19 protein-coding genes are annotated in these 21,943 nt (G+C 56.5%); 16 read left to right on the forward strand and 3 right to left on the reverse strand.

The genetic code is table 11. From position 1 onward, the window contains the following. Window positions 1-25 precede the first annotated feature (25 nt). The 8 genes from PuT2_RS09555 to phoU all read left to right on the forward strand — a co-directional run bounded on the left by PuT2_RS09555 (window position 26) and on the right by phoU (window position 6,750). The gene (locus tag PuT2_RS09555) at window positions 26-814 is read left to right on the forward strand and encodes a 3-deoxy-D-manno-octulosonic acid kinase (RefSeq protein WP_254046987.1); all 789 of its coding nucleotides are present in this window, start codon (window positions 26-28) and stop codon (window positions 812-814) included. 75 nt (window positions 815-889) lie between these two features. Further along, window positions 890-1,984 carry a polyamine ABC transporter substrate-binding protein gene (locus tag PuT2_RS09560; RefSeq protein WP_093970847.1) on the forward strand — a complete coding sequence of 365 codons (1,095 nt, stop codon included), beginning with the start codon at window positions 890-892 and terminating at the stop codon, window positions 1,982-1,984. 2 nt (window positions 1,985-1,986) lie between these two features. After that, window positions 1,987-3,153: an ABC transporter ATP-binding protein gene (locus tag PuT2_RS09565; RefSeq protein WP_093970801.1), complete on the forward strand. Its 1,167-nt coding sequence runs from the start codon at window positions 1,987-1,989 to the stop codon at window positions 3,151-3,153. Beyond that, window positions 3,150-4,076 carry an ABC transporter permease subunit gene (locus PuT2_RS09570; RefSeq protein ID WP_093970802.1) on the forward strand — a complete coding sequence of 309 codons (927 nt, stop codon included), beginning with the start codon at window positions 3,150-3,152 and terminating at the stop codon, window positions 4,074-4,076. Before PuT2_RS09565 ends, PuT2_RS09570 begins: the two co-directional genes overlap by 4 nt. Continuing rightward, on the forward strand, window positions 4,066-4,866 hold the full coding sequence (locus tag PuT2_RS09575) for an ABC transporter permease subunit (RefSeq protein ID WP_093970803.1): 801 nt from the start codon (window positions 4,066-4,068) through the stop codon (window positions 4,864-4,866). The genes PuT2_RS09570 and PuT2_RS09575 overlap by 11 nt, the downstream gene beginning before the upstream one ends. Continuing rightward, complete coding sequence (locus PuT2_RS09580) at window positions 4,863-5,222, forward strand: Spx/MgsR family RNA polymerase-binding regulatory protein (RefSeq protein ID WP_093970804.1); 360 nt, start codon at window positions 4,863-4,865, stop codon at window positions 5,220-5,222. Before PuT2_RS09575 ends, PuT2_RS09580 begins: the two co-directional genes overlap by 4 nt. A 3-nt stretch (window positions 5,223-5,225) precedes the next feature. Continuing rightward, on the forward strand, window positions 5,226-5,909 hold the full coding sequence (gene rpiA, locus PuT2_RS09585) for a ribose-5-phosphate isomerase RpiA (protein ID WP_093970805.1): 684 nt from the start codon (window positions 5,226-5,228) through the stop codon (window positions 5,907-5,909). A gap of 118 nt (window positions 5,910-6,027) precedes the next feature. Then, entirely contained in the window at window positions 6,028-6,750 is a 723-nt protein-coding gene (phoU, locus tag PuT2_RS09590; protein ID WP_093970806.1) for a phosphate signaling complex protein PhoU, read from the forward strand. Window positions 6,751-6,850: 100 nt separating this feature from the next. Here the strand turns inward: phoU and PuT2_RS09595 are convergent, their stop codons facing one another. Together PuT2_RS09595 and argA are read right to left on the reverse strand one after the other, a co-directional pair. Beyond that, window positions 6,851-7,123, reverse strand: a complete 273-nt coding sequence (locus tag PuT2_RS09595; RefSeq protein WP_093970807.1) for an oxidative damage protection protein — start codon at window positions 7,121-7,123, stop codon at window positions 6,851-6,853. 70 nt (window positions 7,124-7,193) lie between these two features. Continuing rightward, window positions 7,194-8,549: an amino-acid N-acetyltransferase gene (gene argA, locus PuT2_RS09600; RefSeq protein WP_093970808.1), complete on the reverse strand. Its 1,356-nt coding sequence runs from the start codon at window positions 8,547-8,549 to the stop codon at window positions 7,194-7,196. A 78-nt stretch (window positions 8,550-8,627) separates the two neighbouring features. Between argA and hrpA the strand changes: the two genes are divergently transcribed. From hrpA to PuT2_RS09640, 8 genes are read left to right on the forward strand one after another with little or no spacing between them, the layout of a single operon-like run. Further along, on the forward strand, window positions 8,628-12,443 hold the full coding sequence (gene hrpA, locus PuT2_RS09605; protein WP_093970809.1) for an ATP-dependent RNA helicase HrpA: 3,816 nt from the start codon (window positions 8,628-8,630) through the stop codon (window positions 12,441-12,443). A 48-nt stretch (window positions 12,444-12,491) separates the two neighbouring features. Then, window positions 12,492-15,983: a DNA polymerase III subunit alpha gene (gene dnaE / locus PuT2_RS09610; RefSeq protein ID WP_093970810.1), complete on the forward strand. Its 3,492-nt coding sequence runs from the start codon at window positions 12,492-12,494 to the stop codon at window positions 15,981-15,983. Beyond that, entirely contained in the window at window positions 15,980-17,077 is a 1,098-nt protein-coding gene (locus tag PuT2_RS09615) for a glycosyltransferase family 4 protein (RefSeq protein WP_093970811.1), read from the forward strand. Before dnaE ends, PuT2_RS09615 begins: the two co-directional genes overlap by 4 nt. After that, window positions 17,074-17,916 (forward strand): polysaccharide deacetylase family protein, encoded by an 843-nt coding sequence (locus PuT2_RS09620; RefSeq protein ID WP_093970812.1) that lies wholly within the window; start codon window positions 17,074-17,076, stop codon window positions 17,914-17,916. The genes PuT2_RS09615 and PuT2_RS09620 overlap by 4 nt, the downstream gene beginning before the upstream one ends. Next, window positions 17,913-18,698: a glycosyltransferase family 2 protein gene (locus PuT2_RS09625; RefSeq protein ID WP_093970848.1), complete on the forward strand. Its 786-nt coding sequence runs from the start codon at window positions 17,913-17,915 to the stop codon at window positions 18,696-18,698. Before PuT2_RS09620 ends, PuT2_RS09625 begins: the two co-directional genes overlap by 4 nt. Beyond that, a complete protein-coding gene (locus PuT2_RS09630) occupies window positions 18,695-19,819 on the forward strand; it encodes a glycosyltransferase (protein WP_093970813.1) in 1,125 nt (374 codons plus the stop codon). Before PuT2_RS09625 ends, PuT2_RS09630 begins: the two co-directional genes overlap by 4 nt. 18 nt (window positions 19,820-19,837) lie before the next feature. Next, the gene (locus PuT2_RS09635; protein ID WP_254046988.1) at window positions 19,838-20,560 is read left to right on the forward strand and encodes a polysaccharide deacetylase family protein; all 723 of its coding nucleotides are present in this window, start codon (window positions 19,838-19,840) and stop codon (window positions 20,558-20,560) included. Window positions 20,561-20,567: 7 nt separating this feature from the next. Then, window positions 20,568-21,716, forward strand: coding sequence for a glycosyltransferase family 4 protein (locus PuT2_RS09640; protein ID WP_093970849.1), 1,149 nt, complete (start codon window positions 20,568-20,570; stop codon window positions 21,714-21,716). Here the strand turns inward: PuT2_RS09640 and PuT2_RS09645 are convergent. Continuing rightward, window positions 21,665-21,943 carry a YkgJ family cysteine cluster protein gene (locus PuT2_RS09645; RefSeq protein ID WP_093970850.1) on the reverse strand — a complete coding sequence of 93 codons (279 nt, stop codon included), beginning with the start codon at window positions 21,941-21,943 and terminating at the stop codon, window positions 21,665-21,667. The genes PuT2_RS09640 and PuT2_RS09645 overlap by 52 nt on opposite strands.

Below are 21,943 nucleotides of genomic sequence, written 5' to 3' on the forward strand. Positions count from 1 at the left end.
TCTTTGCTTCAGTATTCAAGACATCATGCACAACCCTGGCAACCACTGGTTCGACATGCCGTTTAACGGCGGTGCGATGCGGTTTTCCAAGCACCTCGAGGGTATGTTCAAGCCTGAAGGGTTTGGCGTCTCTGCGTCGGCCGGGCCTGTCGTAAATGTTTCGGGTTTATCGCTCGATCAAACAGCGTCGTGGGTTGGGCTTTTCGACCCGGCCAACCCGGCGCTGCACGCCCAGCCTGTTCAGTCCGGCGGCCGGCAATCGGCTTGGTTTATCGACGGGCCCATGGGGGCTGCGTTGTTGCGTCATTACAGGCGCGGTGGGTTGGTCGCCAAGTTCAGCAAAAATCGTTACCTATGGCAGGGGGCAAGACGGACCCGTGCCTTTGCCGAATTTTGTTTGCTCGACACGATGTTCCGCCAGGGTTTGCCAGTGCCCCAGCCGCTTGCAGCGGCCTACTGGAGGCATGGGCTTACGTATCGTGCCGCCATTGTCGTGGCCCGAATCCCGCACGTTATGCCTTTGGCCGATTGTCTCGCCCAGGCAGACCCCGTTGCCGTTGCGGCTGCCGTTCTAAAAATTCACGATGCAGACGTCTGGCATGCCGATTTAAATGCCTTTAACATCTTGCTCAACGCGGCCGGGCATGTCTGGGTTATTGATTTTGACCGGGGCGAATCCAGGGGTATGTCGCGCGCTCTGCGTAACGCAAACTTGCAGCGGCTGCGTCGTTCGTTGGTCAAAGTGGCCGCACAGCAGGGCGAGCGGTTCTGGCAGGCCGTCAACGTGGCCTATTGGCAACTCGCGACCGCTTGAATACCGCATTTTTCAAATAAAAAGGCGCTATCATCACGCCTTTTGTTCAATTTTGTCGTCGGGGTTTTGTCGCTAATGGGTTTTAACTCGGTTGCAAAAGTTGTCTTGTCGCTGGCATTGGCGTGTTGCTCACCGGCCGTTGTCGGCCAGGTGCTGAACATTTATAACTGGGCAGAATACACCGCGCCCGATACGATTCCGGGTTTCGAGCGCGAGACCGGCATTCGTGTCAGGTACGACGTCTACGACAGTAACGACACCCTGCAGGCCAAGTTGCTGACCGGCAAGTCGGGGTACGACATTGTTGTGCCCTCTACCCACTATGCAGCGCGCCAGTTGCAGGCGGGCTTGTTTCAAAAGCTCGACAAGTCGAAACTGCCCAACCTCAAGCATCTTGACCCCGACATCATGGCGCTTGTTGCTGCGGTCGATCCGGGTAACGAGTATTTAATTCCCTGGGGCTACGGCACTAATGGCCTGGGTCTTAACGTGACCAAAATACGCGAAATTCTGGGGCCGGATGTCCCTCTCGACAGCTGGGACCTTCTTTTCAAGCCCGAGTACGCTCAGAAGCTGCGCGGATGCGGCATTTCGGTGCTCGATGAAGCGGCGCAGGTGTTTCCAGCCGTTCTGAACTATTTAGGAAAAGACCCCAACAGTCATAGTACCGACGACTACGAGGCCGCTATGACGGTTTTGCAGGGTATTCGTCCCTACATTCGCCAATTCAGCTCGTCTGGCTATATCGATGAGCTGGCGTCGGGCGACCTGTGCCTCGTTTACGGGTATTCGGGCGATGTCATGATTGCGCGTCAGCGTGCCAAAGAGGCCGGCAAGCCGTTCGAAATTGATTATGTCATTCCGCAGGGTGGGGCACCGGCATGGTTTGACACCATGGCTATTCCCGCCGATGCCCGCAATGTCGACGAAGCGCATGCCTTCATCAATTACATTGAAACGCCCGAAGTGCATGCGGCCATAACCAACGAAATGTTTTATCCGAATGCCAATAAGTCGGCGCGCGCATTTGTGGTCGACGAAGTGGCCAGTAATCCCATGATTTACCCGCCGCCTGAAGTGGCGCGCACTTTATTTGTGATCAAATCCCAGCCCCTAGTTGCCAAGCGCATCCAGACCCGGATGTGGGCAGCCTTGAAATCAGGCCGTTAACCATGACAGATAATCGCAGTGCAGGCACCACCTGGTCGGCAGACACCGATGAGTTCGTTCGCGTCGAGGACGTGGTCAAAATTTTTGGCGACACGGTGGCTGTTCAGTCAGTCAACCTCTCGGTAAAGCGCGGCGAAATATTCGCGCTGCTGGGCAGCTCGGGTTGCGGCAAGTCTACTTTACTACGCATGCTGGCCGGTTTCGAGCAACCGACTTCTGGCCGCATTTATCTCGATAACGAAGATATCACTGCGCTGCCGCCGTATCGCCGTCCGGTCAATATGATGTTCCAGTCGTATGCCTTGTTTCCGCACATGAGCATTGAAGCCAATGTGGCGTTCGGGCTGAAACAGGAAGGGGTGCCGCGCAACGAAATACATGAGCGGGTTTTCGAGGCCCTTGACCTAGTGCAGATGGCGGCGTATTCACGCCGCAAGCCGCATCAGCTTTCGGGCGGGCAACAGCAACGGGTTGCGTTGGCGCGCAGCCTCGTCAAGCGGCCCAAGTTGTTGCTGCTCGACGAGCCCATGTCGGCACTCGACAAGCAAATCCGTCAGAAAACTCAGGNGGCACTCGACAAGCAAATCCGTCAGAAAACTCAGGTCGAACTGGTCAAGATTCTTGAGCAGGTCGGCGTGACCTGCATCATGGTCACGCACGATCAGGAAGAGGCCATGACCATGGCGGGTCGTTTGGCGGTCATGACCGAAGGCCAGATTATTCAGTGCGGCACGCCGCAAGACGTGTATGCGTTCCCCAACTCAAAGTTCGTTGCTGGTTTTATCGGGTCTACCAACCTGTTCGACGGTCGTATTACCGTCGATGAACCCGACCATATCGTCATCGAAAGCGATCAGCTCAGTCGCCCTTTGTTTGTATCGCACGGAGTCAGTGAGCCTTTGGGCATGGACGTGCATATTTCGATCCGTCCCGAGAACATTCGGGTGTCGGTCGAGCAACCATTGGGCGAGGGCAACTGGGCCCATGGCCACGTCAGTCACGTTGCCTGGATGGGCAGTTATGTGCGTTATCAAATCCGTCTCGATTCGGGTTTCATCCTCGAAGCTAACGTACCTGGTGTTGTGCTTGAGCAATCGCAGGCGCCTGCCGTTGATGAAGAGGTGTACGTCAGTTGGTCGGGTGACAGCGCTACGGTGTTGCCATCATGAAGTCGCTGCCCGCCTGGCCTCGCCAGTTGCTGACAAGGCGGCTGGCCATCCTGCCCCCGTTCCTCTGGATGGCACTGTTTCTGCTGGTGCCGTTCCTGCTGGTGTTCAAGATCAGTTTTGCCGACCTGCGTTTCGGGATTCCGCCCTACACGCCGTTAGCCGAACTCGAAGACTTTACGCTACGGTTGGGGCTGCACCTTAACGCTTACTACCTGCTGTTCACCGACAGCCTGTACATTGCCACTTACCTTAATTCTATTAAGGTCGCGGCCATCACAACGATGTGTTGCGTACTGATCGGCTACCCGATGGCGTATTACATTGCGCAATCCAGCCCGCGTGTGCGCAATCTGTTGTTGCTGGCGGTTGTCTTGCCGTTCTGGACGTCGCTTTTATTGCGGGTGTACGCCTGGGTGGGCATTTTGCGCAACGATGGCTTGTTGAACAACTTTCTATTGTGGTTGGGCGTGATTGACGCGCCCCTTGAAATTTATCGCACGGATCTGGCGGTATATATCGGACTGGTCTATGCATACTTGCCTTTCTTCATCTTGCCCCTTTACGCCAACTTGGTAAAGCTTGATCGTCGTTTGCTCGAAGCGGCCTATGACCTGGGCGCGAAGCCCTGGACAGCGTTTTTTAAAGTGACCTTGCCCTTGTCATTGCCGGGGGTGATTGCCGGCGGGATGCTGGTGTTTATTCCCACTGTTGGCGAATACGTCATCCCTGAAATGCTGGGGGGAGCCGATACCCTGATGATGGGGCGCGTCATGTGGACAGAGTTTTTCAACAATACAGATTGGCCGATGGCTGCAGCGGTGACGGTTGTCATGGTGGCTATCTTGCTGGTGCCGTTGGTCATTTTCCAACGCAATCAGCTCCAGCAGATGAACGTTGGCAACGGGGGTAAAGATGCAGCCTAACCGAACCTTACGCGCTATTTCGCTCACTGTCGGATACGCTTTCCTTTATGTGCCCATTGCCTGCTTGATGGTGTTCTCTTTCAACGATTCGGCGCTCATGACTTCGTGGTCCGGGTTTTCGTTTCGTTGGTATGTCGAGCTTTTCAACGACCGCGCGTTGTTGGGCGCCGCGTTTTTATCACTCAAGATTGCAGCGCTAACCGCAACCGCCGCCGTCATCATCGGCACATGGGCGGGTTATGTTCTGGCGCGTATGGGGCGCTTTCGCGGGTTTACGCTTTACATCGGCATGCTTAGCGCTCCTCTGGTCATCCCCGAAGTCGTGTTGGGGATATCGTTGCTGCTGCTGTTTGTCGAAATGGGGCAACTATTTGGTTGGCCGGCCGAAAACGGCATGTTTACCATCTGGGTCGGGCACGTTACCCTGTGCGTGGCGTATGTGGCCATCGTGATTCAGTCCCGTATTCGCGACCTCGATCGCTCGCTCGAAGAGGCGGCGCTCGACCTGGGGGCTACGCCAGTGCGGGTTTTTTTCTTGATAACGGTGCCGCTGATTGCACCGGCATTGTTGGCAGCCTGGCTACTGGCCTTTACCCTGTCGCTTGACGACGTGGTGATTGCCTCGTTTTTGTCGGGGCCGGGCTACACCACCTTGCCCCTCGAGGTGTTCTCGCGAGTACGCCTGGGGCTTAAACCCGAAATCAACGCACTGGCGACGCTGTTCATCCTGGTCGTCGGCATTTTCGTCATTGTGGCTAATCGCTTGCAATGGCGCGGAGAAGCAAAATGACAACCCCCGTGACGATCTATGGACTGAAGCGGTGCAGTACCTGCGTCAAAGCTACAAAATGGCTCGAAGCCAATGGCGTGGCTTATACGTTTGTCGACTATCGTGATAACCCGGTGCCGTCGGCTACCCTGGTCGAATGGGCTCAGGCGGCCGGCGGATGGGAAAAGCTCATCAACCGGGCATCGACCACCTGGCGCAATTTGTCTGACACGGACAAGGCCGCCAACACACCCGAAGCCTTCCTGGCGCTGATCGCCCAAGCGCCTACGTTGGTGAAGCGGCCGGTGCTGGTTCCCGCCACCGGGCCCGTCATGTTCGGGTTCTCAGAGAAAAAATATTCAGAAGCTTTGGGGTAATTCATGCTTACACAACAAGAACTTAAACAAAACGTCGCGCAAGCGGCTGTTGATTACGTTTTGCCGATGCTTGGCCCCGACGTCATCGTGGGCATCGGGTCTGGCTCGACCGCCGACCTTTTCATCGACGCGCTGGCACAGCACAAAGATCGTTTTTTGGGTACGGTCTCCAGCTCCGAACGTAGTACTGCCCGCCTGCAAGGGCACGGCGTCAAAGTGTTCGATCTGAACGATGTCTCTAAAGTGCCTGTTTATGTCGATGGCGCCGATGAAATCGATCATGGCCTGCACATGCTCAAGGGTGGGGGCGGGGCGCTGACACGCGAAAAAATTGTGGCCTCTGTCGCAGATCAGTTCGTTTGTATTGTCGACGAGTCCAAGTTGGTCGAATGCATGGGTGCATTTGCGCTGCCTGTCGAGGTCATCCCGATGGCGCGTGAAGTGGTCGCGCGTCGCTTGCATGCACTTGGCGGCGAGCCGCGCTTGCGCGAAGGCTTCGTGACGGACAACGGATGCATCATTCTTGATGTTGCAGGTTTGCGCATTACCGACCCGGCAGCATTAGAGGCCCAGGTGAACAATATCCCGGGCGTGGTCACGTGTGGTTTGTTTGCTATTTCTCCGGCAACTGTCGCATTAATGTCAACGCAATCGGGCGTCGTTCAGCTTAAGCCCAAGGGTTTATGACAAGGTCATAAAACTGTCGCAATTTGGGTGTACCCTTGATACGTATCCGGTAGTTTTTGCCAATCCAGACAACGCGGGCCAAGCGGCACGCGTTGTCGAGTTCCGTTAGAAGGTCGATATGTCCGAGCACACCAATAAACAGTTCTCCTCAGAACTCGAGCTGACCCGTTCCTCGTTTCTGCAAATGGGGGGGCTTGTCGAAGCGATGATTCAAGAGGCAATGGAAACCTTGGTGACGGGTGAGCTCAGTCTGGTCGACAAGGTCCGCGAGCGAGAGCGCGATGTCAATCGTCTTGAAGTCGAAATCGACGAACGTATTGGTTTGCTGATTGCCCGCAATCAGCCTGCCGCGGTCGATTTACGCCTCTTGTTGTCGGTTTCAAAAATGTTGACCGACATGGAGCGCTGCGGCGACGAAGCTGAAAAAATCGCCAAAATGGCCCGTCGCCTGCACGAGGCCGAGTCGCGTTATATGCCAGCCGTCGAGTTGCGTCACATTTCCAACCATGTGGTGGCCATGATCCGTGATGTGTTAGACGCATTCGCACGTGATGACGCTGTTCATGCCGCTACGGTGGTTCGCAGCGACAAAGAGGTCGATAAAGAATGGAAGGCAGCCTTGCGTCACCTCATCACCTACATGATGGAAGATCCACGCACCATTTCGCGTTCGATCGACCTGATTTTTATTGCGCGTTCGCTTGAGCGCATCGGCGATCATGCTAAAAACATGGCCGAGCGCGTCATTTACATGGTGCACGGAGACGATGTTCGTCATACCGGCGTCAAGGCAACCGAGCGTATTGCGCGTGGCGAATCTTTAGACGACGCCGACGCCTGAGGGTAACCCGGCCTGCTCGGGTTTGAAGTGCGCCCGAACGTGCCAATAAAAAACGCCCGGTTGGCTTACCAACCGGGCGTTTTTTTGACGGCTTGCCGCGTTACTGTGGAGGCGGAACGTAACCTTGGGCCTCAACGTTGCCGTCTTCGAACAAGAACGTTTCCATTTGCTGGGCCAGATATTTGCGTGCACGGGCGTCAGCAAGGTTCAGACGGTTTTCATTGACCAGGCGAGTCTGGGTTTGAATCCACATTTCCCAGGCCTCTTTCGAGATGCTTTGCCAGATGCGTACGCCCATTTCGCCGGGGTATGGCGGTGCGGCTAGCCCTTCGGCTTCACGTTTCAGTTTTACACAGTTCACCATGCGTGTCATACGTCGAACCTACCTTTAAATACAGTTAGCAATTGGGGCCATTGTACCTATAGCGGCGTGGCCTCGCACCTTACAGTTTCTTGATGAAAACCAGACTATTGCGCGACCGGTTGTAGTGCGCCTGACGCTCTTTGGGCAGGTCGGAAACACCGCCCTGGGTGAAACCTCGTTTCATGAACCAGTGTGAAGTTCGGGTGGTGAGCACGAACAGGCGACGGGCGCCCATGGCCCGGGCGCGCGATTCGGTGTGGCGTAGCAAGATTTCGCCTTCGCCTTCGCCCTGCCATTCGGGATGCACGATCAGGCAGGCCATTTCGGCCATGCGTTCTTCGGGGTATGGAATGAGTGCCACGCAGCCATAAATAACCCCGTCGTGCTCAAGAACCGTAAATTGCTCAACGTCGCGCTCGATAACGGCGCGTCCGCGTGGTACCAGTGTGCCGTCGGCTTCAAGCGGATCGATCAGCCGAACAATAGCGCCGACGTCGTCTATGGTAGCCGGGCGCAGGTCGTCGAGTGTGTCTTCGACCACCATGGTGCCTACGCCGTCGTGGGTAAAAATTTCGAGCAATACACTGCCGTCGAGGGTGTAAGGCAACAGGTGAGCCCGCGCTACGCCCCTTTTGACGGCCCGCGATGCATGGCTAAGAAAAGCGGCGGTATCTTCGTCAAGCGTGCCGCCGGCCAGCAGGGCGTCGGCGTCCTCGCGGGCCAGTTCGGTATCGACAGAGCCGTCCGGGTTCAGTACCGTGCGGTTTTGTGTCAGAAAAATCAGCTTTTCGGCGCGCAAGGCAATGGCAACGCTGGTGGCCAGGTCTTCCATGGCCAGGTTAAATGCTTCGCCTGTGGGCGAAAAACCCAAGGGCGAGAGCAGGACGATGGCGCCCTGAAACAGTACGGCTTTCAGGGCGTCGGTATCGAGTTTGCGAACCGTACCGGTGTGTTGGTAGTCGATACCGTCGACCACACCCACCGGGCGCGCCGTCACAAAATTGCCCGAAATGACCCGGATTTGCGCATGGGACATGGGCGTGTTGGGCAGGCCCTGGCTGAAGGCTGCTTCGATATCCAGGCGTATTTCGCCCGCCGCTTCCTTGGCGCACTCGAGTGCGGGTGCGTCGGTAGGTTGCATGCCTCGGCCAAACCGGGTGGCAAACCCTTTAAGCTTGAGCTGTTCGTTGACCTGGGGGCGCGACCCATGCACCAGCACCAGGCGTACACCCAGCGCTGATAATAGGGACAAATCCTGGATCAGATTGTTAAGCGCACCATCGTTGACCAGCTCCCCGCCGAAGGCGACGACAAACGTCTTTCCGCGAAAGTTGTGAACATAAGGCGCCACTTCGCGAAACCAGCGCACAAACTGCGCCGGTGCAAAATGAGTTGCATCTTGAGCGGAAAGGGGTTCTGCTTCGTTATCAGCCATAAGGGGTGGTGTTGAGTCCCGGTTGTTTTGGTTCAGGTCAAAATTATAATGATCGACTGACCTTTTATAAGAATTTTCATGCAACACACCCCAGATTTGTCGGTAAACAAAGACAAACCGCAGGCTACGCCACGGCCATTGCCGCCTATTCATTACCCCGAAGACCTGCCTGTCAGCAGCCGAAGGGCCGATATCGCGCGGGCGATCGGCGATCATCAAGTGGTGATTGTTTGCGGCGAGACAGGTTCGGGAAAAACAACGCAATTGCCTAAAATTTGCCTTGAGCTTGGGCGGGGGCAGGGCAAAATGATTGGCCATACCCAGCCCCGACGCCTGGCGGCCACCTCGGTGGCCAAGCGGGTTGCACAAGAGCTGGGCACAGGGCTGGGCGACTGGGTCGGGTATCAAATCCGTTTCAGCGATCGCACGGGGCCCAACGCAGCCATCAAGCTGATGACCGACGGTATTTTGCTGGCAGAATCGCAGCGCGACCCGTTACTGCGTCGCTACGACACCATTATCATTGACGAGGCCCACGAGCGCAGTCTGAACATTGATTTCCTGCTTGGGTTTTTACGTCAGCTGTTGCCCAAGCGCCCCGATTTAAAGCTCATCATCACATCGGCCACCATCGATGCTGAGCGGTTTGCCCAGCATTTTGCGCATAAAGGCAAGCCCGCGCCCGTCATTGAAGTATCGGGTCGTTTGTATCCCGTCGATATTCTGTACCGGCCCGTCCAAAATGATCGCGATGATGTCAACGACGATAACAAGGCGCGTTCGGCTCAAGACGAAGAGCGCGATCTGATTGACGCCGTTGTAGAAGGCGTGGCCGAATGCGCGCGGCATGGCATGGGCGATGTTTTGGTCTTTTTGCCGGGCGAGCGTGAGATTCGCGAAAGCGCCGAGGCCTTACGCAAAAATCATCCAGGGCCTGTCGAGGTCTTGCCTTTGTTTGCTCGTTTGTCGCAGGCCGAGCAAGAGCAAATTTTCAAGCCAACGGGTAATGTGCGACGGGTGGTGCTGGCGACCAACGTAGCCGAAACCTCGTTGACGGTGCCGGGTATACGCTACGTGGTCGATTCGGGCTTGGCGCGTGTCAAGCGATATTCGTGGCGTAACAAAGTTGAACAGCTCCATATCGAGCCCATCAGTCAGGCATCGGCCAACCAACGCGCTGGGCGATGCGGCCGTATCGGGCCTGGCGTGTGTATTCGTTTGTACGACGAACAAGACTTCAAACGTCGGGCGCCATTTTCCGACCCAGAAATCCTGCGATCGTCTTTGGCCGCCGTCATTTTGCGTATGAAGGCGCTCAAGCTTGACGACATCGAGACCTTTCCTTTTGTAGAGGCGCCCTCCGGGCGAGCCGTGGCCGATGGCTATCACTTGTTGCAAGAGCTGGGGGCGCTCGATGAACGCAATCAACTGACTGCGGTGGGGCGTGAGCTTGCCCGCATGCCCGTCGATCCACGTATCGCCCGCATGATTCTCGCGGCGCGCGATGAGCAGTGTCTGGCAGAAATGCTGATCATTGCGTCGGCGCTGTCGGTGCAGGACCCCCGCGATCGGCCAATGGCCGAGCGTGAAGCCTCTGAGGCGGCCCATGCGCGTTTTCGCGACGATAAGTCGGAGTTCGTTTCGTATCTGAAACTATGGCGCTGGTACGAAGAGCAGGTGGCGCACAAGGCATCGCAACGCAAGCTGGTGGCCACATTGCGTCAAACCTATCTGTCGCCCATACGCCTGCGTGAATGGCACGACGTCCATAGCCAATTAGCTGCGATCGTGGGTGAGCAAGGCTGGCGCGTCAATCAAACCGAGGCGACCTACGAACAGTTGCATAAGGCGCTGTTGTCGGGGCTGCTGGGTAACCTGGGGTTAAAAAGCGAAGAGACCACGACTTATCAGGGCGCTCGCGATATCCGGTTCACGATTCACCCGTCGTCGCCGTTGGCGCGTAAAGCCGGGCGCTGGATTATGGCGGCCGAGCTTGTCGAAACCTCGCGCTTGTTCGCCCGCTGTGTCGCCCGCGTGGATCCGGTCTGGGTAGAAAAGGTCGGTGAACACTTGCTTAGGCGTAGCTGGTCTGACCCTCGGTGGGAAAAGAAAGCCGGTCAAGTGGTGGCCAACGAACGCGCTACGCTTTACGGGCTGCCCATTTATCATGGTCGGCGCGTGCACTTCGGCAAAATCGACCCGGTTCAAGCACGTGAGATTTTTATTCGTGATGCCCTGGTGACCGGTGATATCGAGACGAACGCCGCGTTTGTTCGCGAGAACCGCGCGCTGATTCAAAAAATCGAAAAGCTTGAACATCAGTCGCGTCGTCCGGATATTCTGGTTGATGACGGCCTTATTTATGCGTTTTACGACCAGCATATTCCCAAGCATGTGTTTCAGACCGCGACTCTGGAAAAATGGGTCCGGGGGCTCGATGCCGGGCAGGCCAAGGCGTTGCTGCTGACGCGCGATGCGTTAATGCAGCACGATGCAGCAGGGGTCACCACCGATGTTTTTCCCAAGTCAGTGCAATGGGACGGCGTCGAGATGGCGCTCGACTATCACTTTGAGCCCGGCTCGGTCCGCGACGGCGTTACGCTCACGGTGCCTTTGTTTGCGTTGAACAAGGTCGACCCGCAGCGCTGCGAGTGGTTGGTGCCCGGCATGCTCAAAGAAAAAGTACATTTGTTGCTTAAGTCGCTGCCGCAAAAATTACGTCGTCATTGTGTGCCGTTGCCCGATTACGCCGCTGCATTTTGCGACCGCTGGTTCGAGCACGAACCCGACGGGCGAGCGAGTTTGCTCGACGCTATCGCGGCCGACATGTGGGCGCAGGTCAAAGTCAGGCCGGGGCGGGCCGACTTCAAGCTCGAAACCTTGCCGGCTCATATGTTCATGAACTTCAAGGTGGTTGATGAGCATGGCCGGATGCTCTCGGGGGGGCGCAATCTCGATCAGCTTAAGGCCGAGCATGGCAAAGAGGCGCAGGCGTCGTTCCAGAAAGTGGCGGCTCGAGATCAGGGTGTGGCTCAGGCCCTGGCCCAGGATCAACTGGTTGATTGGACATTCGGGCCGTTGCCCGAAATCATGGAAATCCGTCGCAAAGGTCAGTCGGTGATTGGCTACCCCGCGCTGGTCGATCGGCAAACGCACTGCGATCTCGATGTTTTCGATGATCCGGCCGAAGCGCGCGCCCACCATCGTATGGGCTTGCTGCGCCTGTTCCGGCTAGGGCTTAAAGAGCAGGTCAAGTTTCTGGAAAAGAATCTGAATGACCTGACCCGGATGAGCATGCTGTTCATCAGCCTGGGGACTCAAGAAGAACTTAGAGACCAGATTATCGATTGCGCACTTGAGCAGGCTTGTCTGGCCGAGCCGTGGCCCGATGATCAAGCTGCATTTAACCAGCGCAAGGCAGAGGGCAAAAACAGGTTGGGTTTGCTGGCTCAGGAAATTGCGCGGTTGGCAGGGCAGATTCTGGCCGAATGGGCAGCCGTGCAGAAAAAACTGCCTCAAGCCAAGGCACATGCCGACACTTACGCCGATATCCAGTCGCAACTGTCTCAGTTAATGTGCAAACACTTTGTTCGGGCTACGCCTTATGGGCAGTTAGCGCATTTTCCGCGCTATCTCAAGGCAGTGCAGGCGCGTATCGACAAACTGCGTGCCGACCCCTCGCGCGATCGTCGGCTGATGAGCGAGATGGCGCCTTTGTTGGTGCAGTATCAGCGGGCCGTGACGGCACTTAAAGGGCAACCCGATGCGCAACTTGCGGATTTTCGTTGGATGCTTGAAGAGCTGCGAGTTGCGTTGTTTGCCCAAGAGCTGCGTACACCGATGCCGGTGTCCGTCAAGCGCTTGCAAAAGGCCTGGGCGGCGATGCAGCGCTAATGCCCGATTCGGGCCAAATAAAGCGGTTTCTCTGGGTACAATCTGAGCATGAATGAATCTGCCCCTATTACGCCATTTGTGCATCTGCGCGTTCACTCCGAATTTTCGGTGGTGGACGGCATTGTGCAAATTCCCGAGCTGATCAAGCAGGTGGCCGGCTATGGCCAACCTGCAGTCGCGCTGACTGATTTGTCGAACATTTTTGGTTTGATCAAGTTCTACAAGACGGCGCGGGGCAAAGGGGTCAAACCCATTGCTGGTTGCGATATCTGGGTGCAAAACGAGGCAGATCGCGACAAGCCGTATCGTGTGTTATTGCTGGTTCGTAATAATGCCGGTTATTTGCAGTTATGCGAAATCCTGACGCGCTCGTGGCTCGAAAACCAGTATGCGGGTCGTGCCGAAGTCCGGCGCGAATGGCTGGAAGGTGCTGACGGCCTGATTGTCTTGTCGGGCGCCCGGATGGGCGATGTTGGGCAGGCGCTCGAGGCCGGTCGCGATGCCGAGGCCCGGGTGTTGGCGCAGCAATGGGCTGCGCGCTTTCCGGGGGCTTATTACATCGAGCTGCAGCGGGCCGATGCCGAAGGCGACGAAGCTTATGTGCAGGCCGCCATGCGGTTGGCCGCCGACCTGGGCTTGCCGGTTGTGGCCACGCACCCCGTACAGTTCGTTCGGCCCGAGCAGTTTCGGGCGCACGAGGCGCGCGTGTGTATTGCCGAAGGCGAGCAACTGGCTAACCCCAAGCGTCAACGGCGCTTTACCGAGTCGCAGTATCTGTTGTCCACCGAAGAAATGGCCGCGCGCTTTGCCGATGTGCCTTCGGCACTTGAAAACAGCGTTGAAATTGCGCGCCGGTGCAACCTGACTTTGGTGTTGGGCAAACCCCGGTTACCCGATTTCCCAACGCCTGACGGCATGACCCTCAACGATTATCTGGTCAAGCTGTCTGAAGAGGGGCTGGCGTCGCGGATGGCGTTCTTATATCCCGATGACGCTGAGCGCGAAGCGCAGTACCCCAAGTATCTCGAACGATTGCGCTGGGAATGCCAGACCATCATCCAGATGGGCTTTCCCGGGTACTTCCTGATTGTGGCCGACTTCATCAACTGGGGTAAACATAATGGCGTGCCGGTTGGACCGGGCCGGGGCTCCGGTGCCGGGTCACTTGTGGCTTACTCTCTGGGGATTACCGACCTCGACCCGATCCGATACGACTTGCTGTTCGAGCGCTTTCTAAACCCCGAGCGGGTGTCCATGCCCGACTTCGATATTGACTTCTGTCAAGATAATCGTGAACGGGTGATTGATTACGTCAAGCAAAAGTACGGCAAAGAAGCGGTCAGCCAGATTGCAACCTTTGGTACCTTGGGTGCCAAGGCAGTGGTACGCGACGTCGGCCGGGTACTCGAAATGCCGTACAGCTTGTGCGACGGCCTGTCCAAGCTCATCCCTTTCAGCCCCGCCGATCCCTGGACACTCGAACGGGCCCTGGCCGACGAACCGGCCTTCAAAGAACGTTACGACCAGGACGAAGAGGTTCGTGCATTGATCGACTTGGCGCGCCCGCTTGAAGGCCTGACGCGTAACGTTGGCATGCACGCCGGCGGGGTTTTGATTGCCCCTGGCAAGCTCACCGATTTTTGTCCGTTGTATTCGCAGCCTGGCCCTGACAGCAATGCGGTATCGCAGTTCGACAAAGACGACGTCGAGGCTGCAGGCCTGGTCAAGTTTGACTTCCTTGGTTTGCGCAACCTGACCATCCTCGATTGGGCGGTCAGGTATGTGCAGCAGTTCAATGCCGACAAGCGCGACTTCGATGTCATGGCCTTGCCGCTCGACGACCAGCCTACTTACCAGTTGCTGAGCGAAGGCAACACGACCGCTGTGTTCCAGCTTGAATCGCGCGGCATGAAAGAGCTGCTGCGCAGTTTGCGGCCCAATACCTTCGAAGATGTCATCGCTATGCTGGCCTTGTACCGGCCTGGGCCGCTCGAGTCAGGCATGGTGGTGGACTTCGTCAATCGTAAGCATGGTCGGGCCGAGGTTGATTATTTTCATCCCGATCTTGAGCCGGTGCTTAAAAGCACATACGGGGTCATTGTTTACCAAGAGCAGGTGATGCTTATCTCCCAGATCATCGGGGGTTACACGCTGGGCGGCGCCGACATGCTGCGCCGGGCCATGGGCAAGAAAAAGCCCGAAGAAATGGCCAAGCATCGCGAGATTTTCGAGAAGGGCGCGGTTGAAAAGGGTTACGACGCCGACCTGGCCGTCAAGCTGTTCGACCTGATGGAGAAGTTTGCCGGGTATGGCTTCAATAAAAGTCACTCGGCCGCCTACGCGCTTATTGCTTACCAAACGGCGTGGCTCAAGCGGTATCACCCGGCCGAATTCATTGCCGCTACGCTGTCGTCCGATATGGACGACACCGACAAAGTCCAGATTTTCTGGAAAGATGCACTCGACAATCAGGTCAAGGTGCTGCCGCCCGATGTCAACGCGTCCAACTATCGTTTCGAGCCCGTAGAAGACGAGTTCAGTGCTCAGGGTAAGCCGCCGCGAACCATACGATACGGCATGGGCGCTGTTAAGGGGACGGGGCAGTCTGCTGTCGAAGCTATTATCAAGGCGCGCCAGGAAGGTGGGCCGTTTGCCAGTCTTTTTGATTTTTGCCGGCGTATCGACCGTCATGCTGTTAACCGTCGTACCATCGAAGCCCTGATTCGTGCGGGAGCGTTCGACACGATCGACGATAATCGTGCAGCGTTGTTGGCGACCGTAGGTAACGCCATCGAGGCGGCCGAACAGGTCGAGCGCAGCGCTAATCAGGTGTCGTTGTTCGACGATAACAGTGATGAAATTGTTGAGGGCGAATTGGCCAAGGTCGCTCCTTGGGATTTGCAAACTCGCCTTACCCAAGAAAAAGCAGCGCTAGGCTTTTTCTTCAGTGCGCATCTTTTCGATGCCTGGCGCGACGAGGTACGACGCTTTGCGCCAACGCCTTTGGCACGTCTAGAGCCCGCCCGCGGTTTGCAATGGTTTGCCGGTGTGCTGTCGGCCTTGCGTCCCAAAATGACCCGACGCGGCAAAATGCTGTATGCCGCCATCGATGACGGCTCTGCGCAGATCGAAATCGCCATTTTTAACGAGCTTTACGAGCAGCACCGTCATCGCCTCAAAGAAGATCAGCTCGTCATTATTCAAGGGAAAGTCAGCAACGATGATTACTCGGGCGGCTTGAGGGTGTCTGCAGAGTCCATTTTCGATCTGCAACTGGCGCGCGAGTCGCGAGCCCGGGCGTTGCGTATTACCTTGGCTGAACCCTTTGATCCTCAGCAATTGCGTCAGGTTCTTAATCCGTTCCGTGCCGAACCCGAAAACGGCGTGCCCGGCGTGCCTGTCGAGCTTCAGTTGTTCAAGCCGCCTTTCTGCTGCAGTGTCCGCCTGGGTGACGATTGGCGAGTTCGCATGGCCGACACGCTTATCGAGCAGCTTGGCGATTGGGTATCTCCCGAGCACGTGGAGATCAGTTACTCATGAAGCCTTTGCGCATTGTGTTTTCTGAAGCAGCCACCAGTTATGGTGGTCAAGAGCAATACATTCACAAGCTCATGAAAGGCTTGCGCGATCACGGCCATCATCTCGAGGCGATTTGTCAGCCGCATGCTGTACTGACCGAGAAACTTCGCGAAGATGGTTTCAAGGTGCACACTTTATACACCGATGGCCCAGCCAATTTTTTCAAGGGCGTGGTCAAATTGCGCAAGGTGCTGCGTGACGGCCGGTTTGACGTCGTCAATACCAACAGTCGCCGCGACACGATTCTGGTGGGGGTTGCTGCACGCTTGGCGCGCGTACCGCTCATCGTACGCTCTCGCCATTTGGCTAAAAAAGTCGGCTCATTATTTTCGTATACCGTTGTGCCGCATGCGGTCATCGCGTGTAGCGAATTTGTTCGTAGTCATTTGCTCGAGCGCGGTGTAAAGCCCAACCAGGTGCGTGTTGTCTACCCCAGTGTTCCGGTCGAACATTGGCCAAGCGGGTCTACCTTAAGGTCCGAGCTCAAACTGGCGGATAACGACATCGTTGTCGTATGTGTGGCCGTGATGCGCGCCCAAAAGGGGCACGAAACATTATTGAAGGCCGTCGCGCCGCTCATAAAGTCCCGGCCCAATATTCATCTTGTTCTGGCGGGTGCCGGGGCCATGCTCGAAACGCTTCAAAGTTCGGTGCAAGCGCAAGGGTTGGAAACCCGAGTGCATTTTCTGGGGATGCGTGCCGATATCCCCAATGTGTTGAACGGGTCAGACATTTTTGCGCTGGCGACAGAGTTCGAAGCGGCGGGAATGGTTTACGTCGAGGCCCAGGCGGCCGGTCTGCCCGTTGTCGGCACACGTGTCGGTGGCGTACCAGAAATGATGATTGAGTCCGAGACGGGCTTTTTAGTGCCACCTAACGACCCCGAGGCATTGCGTACGGCCATCAGCCGCCTTATTGACGATGCGGCATTGCGCAAAACCATGGGAAGCGTTGGACGTCAATTCGTCGCCCGTGGCGATAAATTCTCTCTGAATGCCATGGTGTCGGGTACTGAATCGGCCTATCGCTTCTGGCTCGAACGAGGCAAGTCATGAGTACGCAATCTATTGTGCCGGTTCTGATGTATCACCACGTCAGCCCCTCGCCGGGCGCCATTACGGCGTCACCCGAAAATTTCGAAGATCAGCTCCGCTGGCTCTCTCGCAATGCTTATACGTCACTGACGGCGTCAGAGTTTGCGGAACATCTGGCCGGTGCCCAAGTGCCGAAGCGGTCTGTGTTAATTACCTTTGATGACGGGTATTTGGATAATTGGGTCTACGCGTATCCCTTACTGAAAAAGTATGGCTTCAAGGCTGTGGTTTTTCTGGTGACATCCTGGATCCACGATGGCCCGGTGCGTCCGCACCTGGGGCAGGCAGATGTCTTGCCCGAAACACCCGAACATAAAGAGTGCGAGCGCCGTATCGATGCCGGCCGCAGCGATGAGGTAATTTTGCGCTGGAGTGAAATCCGGGCAATGCAGGCCGAGGGCGTTGTCGAATTCCACAGTCACACCCATACGCACACACGATGGGACCTCGTCGACGCAGTCAACAAGAACCGCCACATCCAGGAAGAACTAGAGGCATCGCGCCGGTCGCTCGAGACCCACTTGGGGTCAGTCCAGCCGCACTTTTGCTGGCCGCAAGGCTATTTCGATCCTGAGTACGTGGCCTTGGCCAAAGCGCAAGGGTTCAAATATTTGTACACCACGCATGCGTTTGGCCAAAACGTTCCGGGTACCGATCCAGCCCATATTTATCGTTTTGCCGTACGCAACACAACGGGCGTATCGGTTGGCCGACGCATCAAGATTGCCGCGCATCCGCTCATTGGGCCTTTGTTTAATCGTTGGAAACTATGGAAGCGGGCGCGTCGAAGCAAAAAATGACTCTGTCAGTGATCATCATCACCAAAAACGAAGCCAGGCATATTGCTGCCTGCCTCGATTCGGTCAGTTTTGCTGACGAAATCATCGTGCTCGACTCTGGCAGTACCGACGCGACATGCGACATTGCGCGCGCCAAAGGCGCAAAGGTATCGGTAACACCCGACTGGCCAGGGTTTGGCCCGCAAAAAAACCGCGCCCTCGATCTGGCAACCGGAGACTGGGTGCTATCGATTGACGCCGATGAACGTGTGCCGCCAGCCTTGGCTGAGTCAATCAGACAGGTTATTGCGCAGTCTGAGAACGATGCCTACCTTGTGGCGCGTCTGTCGAGTTTTGGTGGCCGCTGGATTCGACACAGCGGATGGTGGCCCGACCATGTGTTGCGTTTATTCCGCCGTGGGGCGGCTCGCTTCACCGATGCTGCCGTTCATGAAAAAGTCGTGGCGCAAACCAAGCCTGCGGTATTGTCGGGCCATTTGGTTCATTATCCTTATGCCGACATGGAGGCGATGGTCACCAAGGTCAATCGTTATTCCACCGATGCTGCTTGCATGATGCATGCCCGAGGAAAAAAGACTTCGGTGGCGGGTATTGTCGGACATGCGTTCTGGACATTTATTCGCATTTATTTCATTCGACGTGGTTTTCTTGACGGGAAAGAAGGGCTGATCCTGGCGTTGACGGCCGCCTCGGGCAGTTTTTTTCGTTACAGCAAGCTTTACTTTCTGGGTCGCCATCCACAGGGTCGCTGGCCCGATGACACGTCCCATCCGTCCAAATGAAAATTCTTTATACCAATACGCACTACGGCAATGGCGGCGGTCACGTCACTTATATTGTCAACCTGTTGAACACCTTGGGCGAAAAGCACGATGTTTGGGTAGGGACGCCGGGCGTCAGTCGTCTTTATCGCTATGTCAACAATATGCCTCATGTGCATCTGGTCGACCTGTGCTTTACGACTCGATTCTTCACGATGCTGAGCGAAGTTCGCAGTTTGCGGGCGTTTCTGAAAGCCCAGCAGTTTGATATTGTGCATGTGAATGCATCAGCCGATCACCGGCACTTTATGCTGGCATGCATGGGGCTGAAAAAGCCACCCAAAATCATCTGGACCCGCCACAACGATCGTGGGGTGCGCAGTATCGGACATCGCCTGCGCGCCCGGTTGGGTACGACTCGGGTGATTGCGGTAAGCGATTATGTCGGGAGCAGTCTGGCCGATTCACCCTATCGACACGTGCCGGTCGACATCATTCGCCATGGCATCGACGTTGAACATCTTAAGCCTGTTGGAAAGACGCTAAAGTCACAATTGCGCCGTCAATGGTTCGGCGATCTGGCCGATGATGTGCTGGTGTTTGGCAGTGTCGGCGGAACCGATTATGAAAAAGGCTGGCTTGACCTCGTGGCTGGCGCGGCGTTGTTGCCCGCTGAATTGCGCAAGCGGATTCGCATTGTTGTAGCGGGCGACCCGCCCGATGCTTTCCGGCTCGACAAGCTTTCTGCCAGTGGCATCGCTGACCAGGTTGTCTTCCCCGGTCTTGTTGACGACATCCGTGATGTTCTAGGCGCATGCGACGTAGGTTTCGTTCTGTCGCATCAGGAAGCCTTGTCCTTTGCCTGCCGGGAGACGATGGCGATGGGCCTGCCCGTGCTGATTTCAAATGCGGGTGGGTTGCCCGAAAATTTGGGTTCCCCCGACGAAGGCTGGGTCGTTCCTGTGCAAAGCCCTTCGGCAGTGGCGCATACGCTCGAAGAGATTTTTGCGTTGCCTTCGGACCGTCTGGCTCAGATGGGTGAGGCGGCCCGGCGTCGCAGTGAAACAGATTTTGGATTGCAGTTGTTTGCCGACCGTACCTTGCATTCATATCGGCAGGCGTTGCGTCAAACGCTGTATTGAAATCTATATAATCTTTGCATGATCCCCATTCTCATGTATCACCAAATTGGTGAGCCGGCGCCTAAAGGCACGCCGTACCGCGGCCTGACGGTGCATCCTAAAGACTTTACCCGGCAAATGGCCTGGATGAGCCGTTTGGGCTATCGCGGGCTTTCCATGCGCGACTTGTTGCCTTACCTGAAGGGCGAGGCCAAGGGCAAGGTTTTCGGCATCACCTTCGATGACGGTTATCGCAACGTACTTCAAAATGCGTTACCTGTACTATCGCGCTATGGTTTTACGTCGACCAATTATTTTGTTGTGCATCAGCTCGACGGCGGTAACGTGTGGGACTACGCCATAGGTGTTCCGCATTCCGGGCTGATGTCTCTGGACGAGATCAGGCAATGGGCCCAGGCAGGGCAGGAGGTCGGGTCGCATACGCTCGACCATGTTCATTTGCCCGCGCTTTCCCCCGATGCCGCCTATCATCAAATTGCACATTCAAAAACCGAGCTCGAACGTCTGTTGGGCTTTGAGGTCAGCGCGTTTTGTTATCCGTATGGCGACGAGACCGCTGACATTCGGGCCATGGCCCAGAAAGCCGGGTATAGCAATGCGACAACGACGGTTCGGGGGCTAGCCCGCCCTGACGACACGCTGTTCGGCTTGCCTCGCGTAACGGTGGCTCGGTCCACCAACATTGTGCGCTTTCTGCAAAAGTGTCTCACACGTCTCGAGGACAAGCGCCGCCGTGACTGACCGCCCGTTGAAAATAGCCTTTGTTGTTGATCGTTTCGGGGGCCGTTTCGGGGGAGCCGAAGCCTATGGCGTCGAGCTCATGCGCGAACTGTCGCGCAAGCACGATGTCACCGTATTTGCCCGTCAGTACGATCCGGCTTGTGATCTGCACTTGCCTTATGTACCCATCAATATCCGACGTGGCTTGTCCAGCTGGATGCGGGTGCTGCTGTTTGCCATCCGCGCGCGCCGCCTGACGAAGCAGGGGTTTGACATCGTTCATTCACATATGAACGGCTGGTGTGGCGATATCGAGGTGGTGCACGTTACGCCGGTACGCTATAACTGGCGGGTCAAGCCTATGGCTGCCGTTAAACGGGCCATGTCCTTCATCAGCCCTCGTGTTCAAACGTACTTGCAGCTCGAAGCCCGGCGCGTCGAGCCTCGCGCGGGTCACAGGGTGGTTGCTGTATCGGGCCTTATTGCCGATCAGTTGCGCCAGGCCTACGGCGGCCAACATGATTTTCCCGTGATTCCACCGGGTGTCAGCCTTGCTGGGCCGGTCGATGACGCCGCAGCGTTTGCGCTGCGTCAGTCATTGGGCTGGTCAGATACCGATCTTGTCTGCCTGCTGGTGGCGCGCAACCCGATGCGCAAGGGGTTGCTTACTGTGCTCAAGGCTTTGGATCGCTTGCCCGATCGCGTTAAGTTGCTGGTTGTCGGTGGCAACGCGCCGGCGCGCGATTTTGTTCGTCAGCAGGCGGCCCAGTTGGGGGAGCGAGTCCAGGTTATCGACGAAACTTCCGATGTTGGGCCGTATTACGCCTGCGCCGATATTTACGTACATCCCACATTAAACGACAGCTTCGGGATGGCGCCGCTCGAAGCCATGTCTTATGGACTGCCTGTTATTCTAAGTCCCGCGCCTTGGTGTGGTTTCGCGCAGTATGTTCAACCGGAAACCGAGGCCCTGCTGCTCGACCATCCTGAAAACGCCGATGCTTTGGCGACGTACATCAATCGCATCGATACTGACGCCGATTGCCGACGTCGTCTGGCGCATGGAGCCGCTGCTGTTGTGGCTCGCCATAGCTGGGCCGAAGTGGCCGCAAACTATGAGGCCCTTTATTTCCAGGTGCTTGACGAGCGCGACGGTCGGGTTTCTTCTTCGACGTAACCCAGCCAACGCAGCGCCTGAGTCCGGTTTTCTCCGCACATTTCCTCCGACGCCTGGAGGGAGCCGCACACGTCGGGACGATCAGGGTGATCGAAAATCAGGCAGCGATAGTCGGCATCCAGATGCATGCAGGCGACGCCTGCTGGCTTGCCGTCAGGCATACCCGGAATTGGGCTTGATATTGACGGCGCAATACAGCAGGCGCCGCAACTCGGCCGGCACGACAT

The sequence above is a fragment of the Pusillimonas sp. T2 genome (assembly GCF_002236805.1).
In the GTDB taxonomy this organism is placed as follows: Bacteria; Pseudomonadota; Gammaproteobacteria; order Burkholderiales; family Burkholderiaceae_B; genus Neopusillimonas.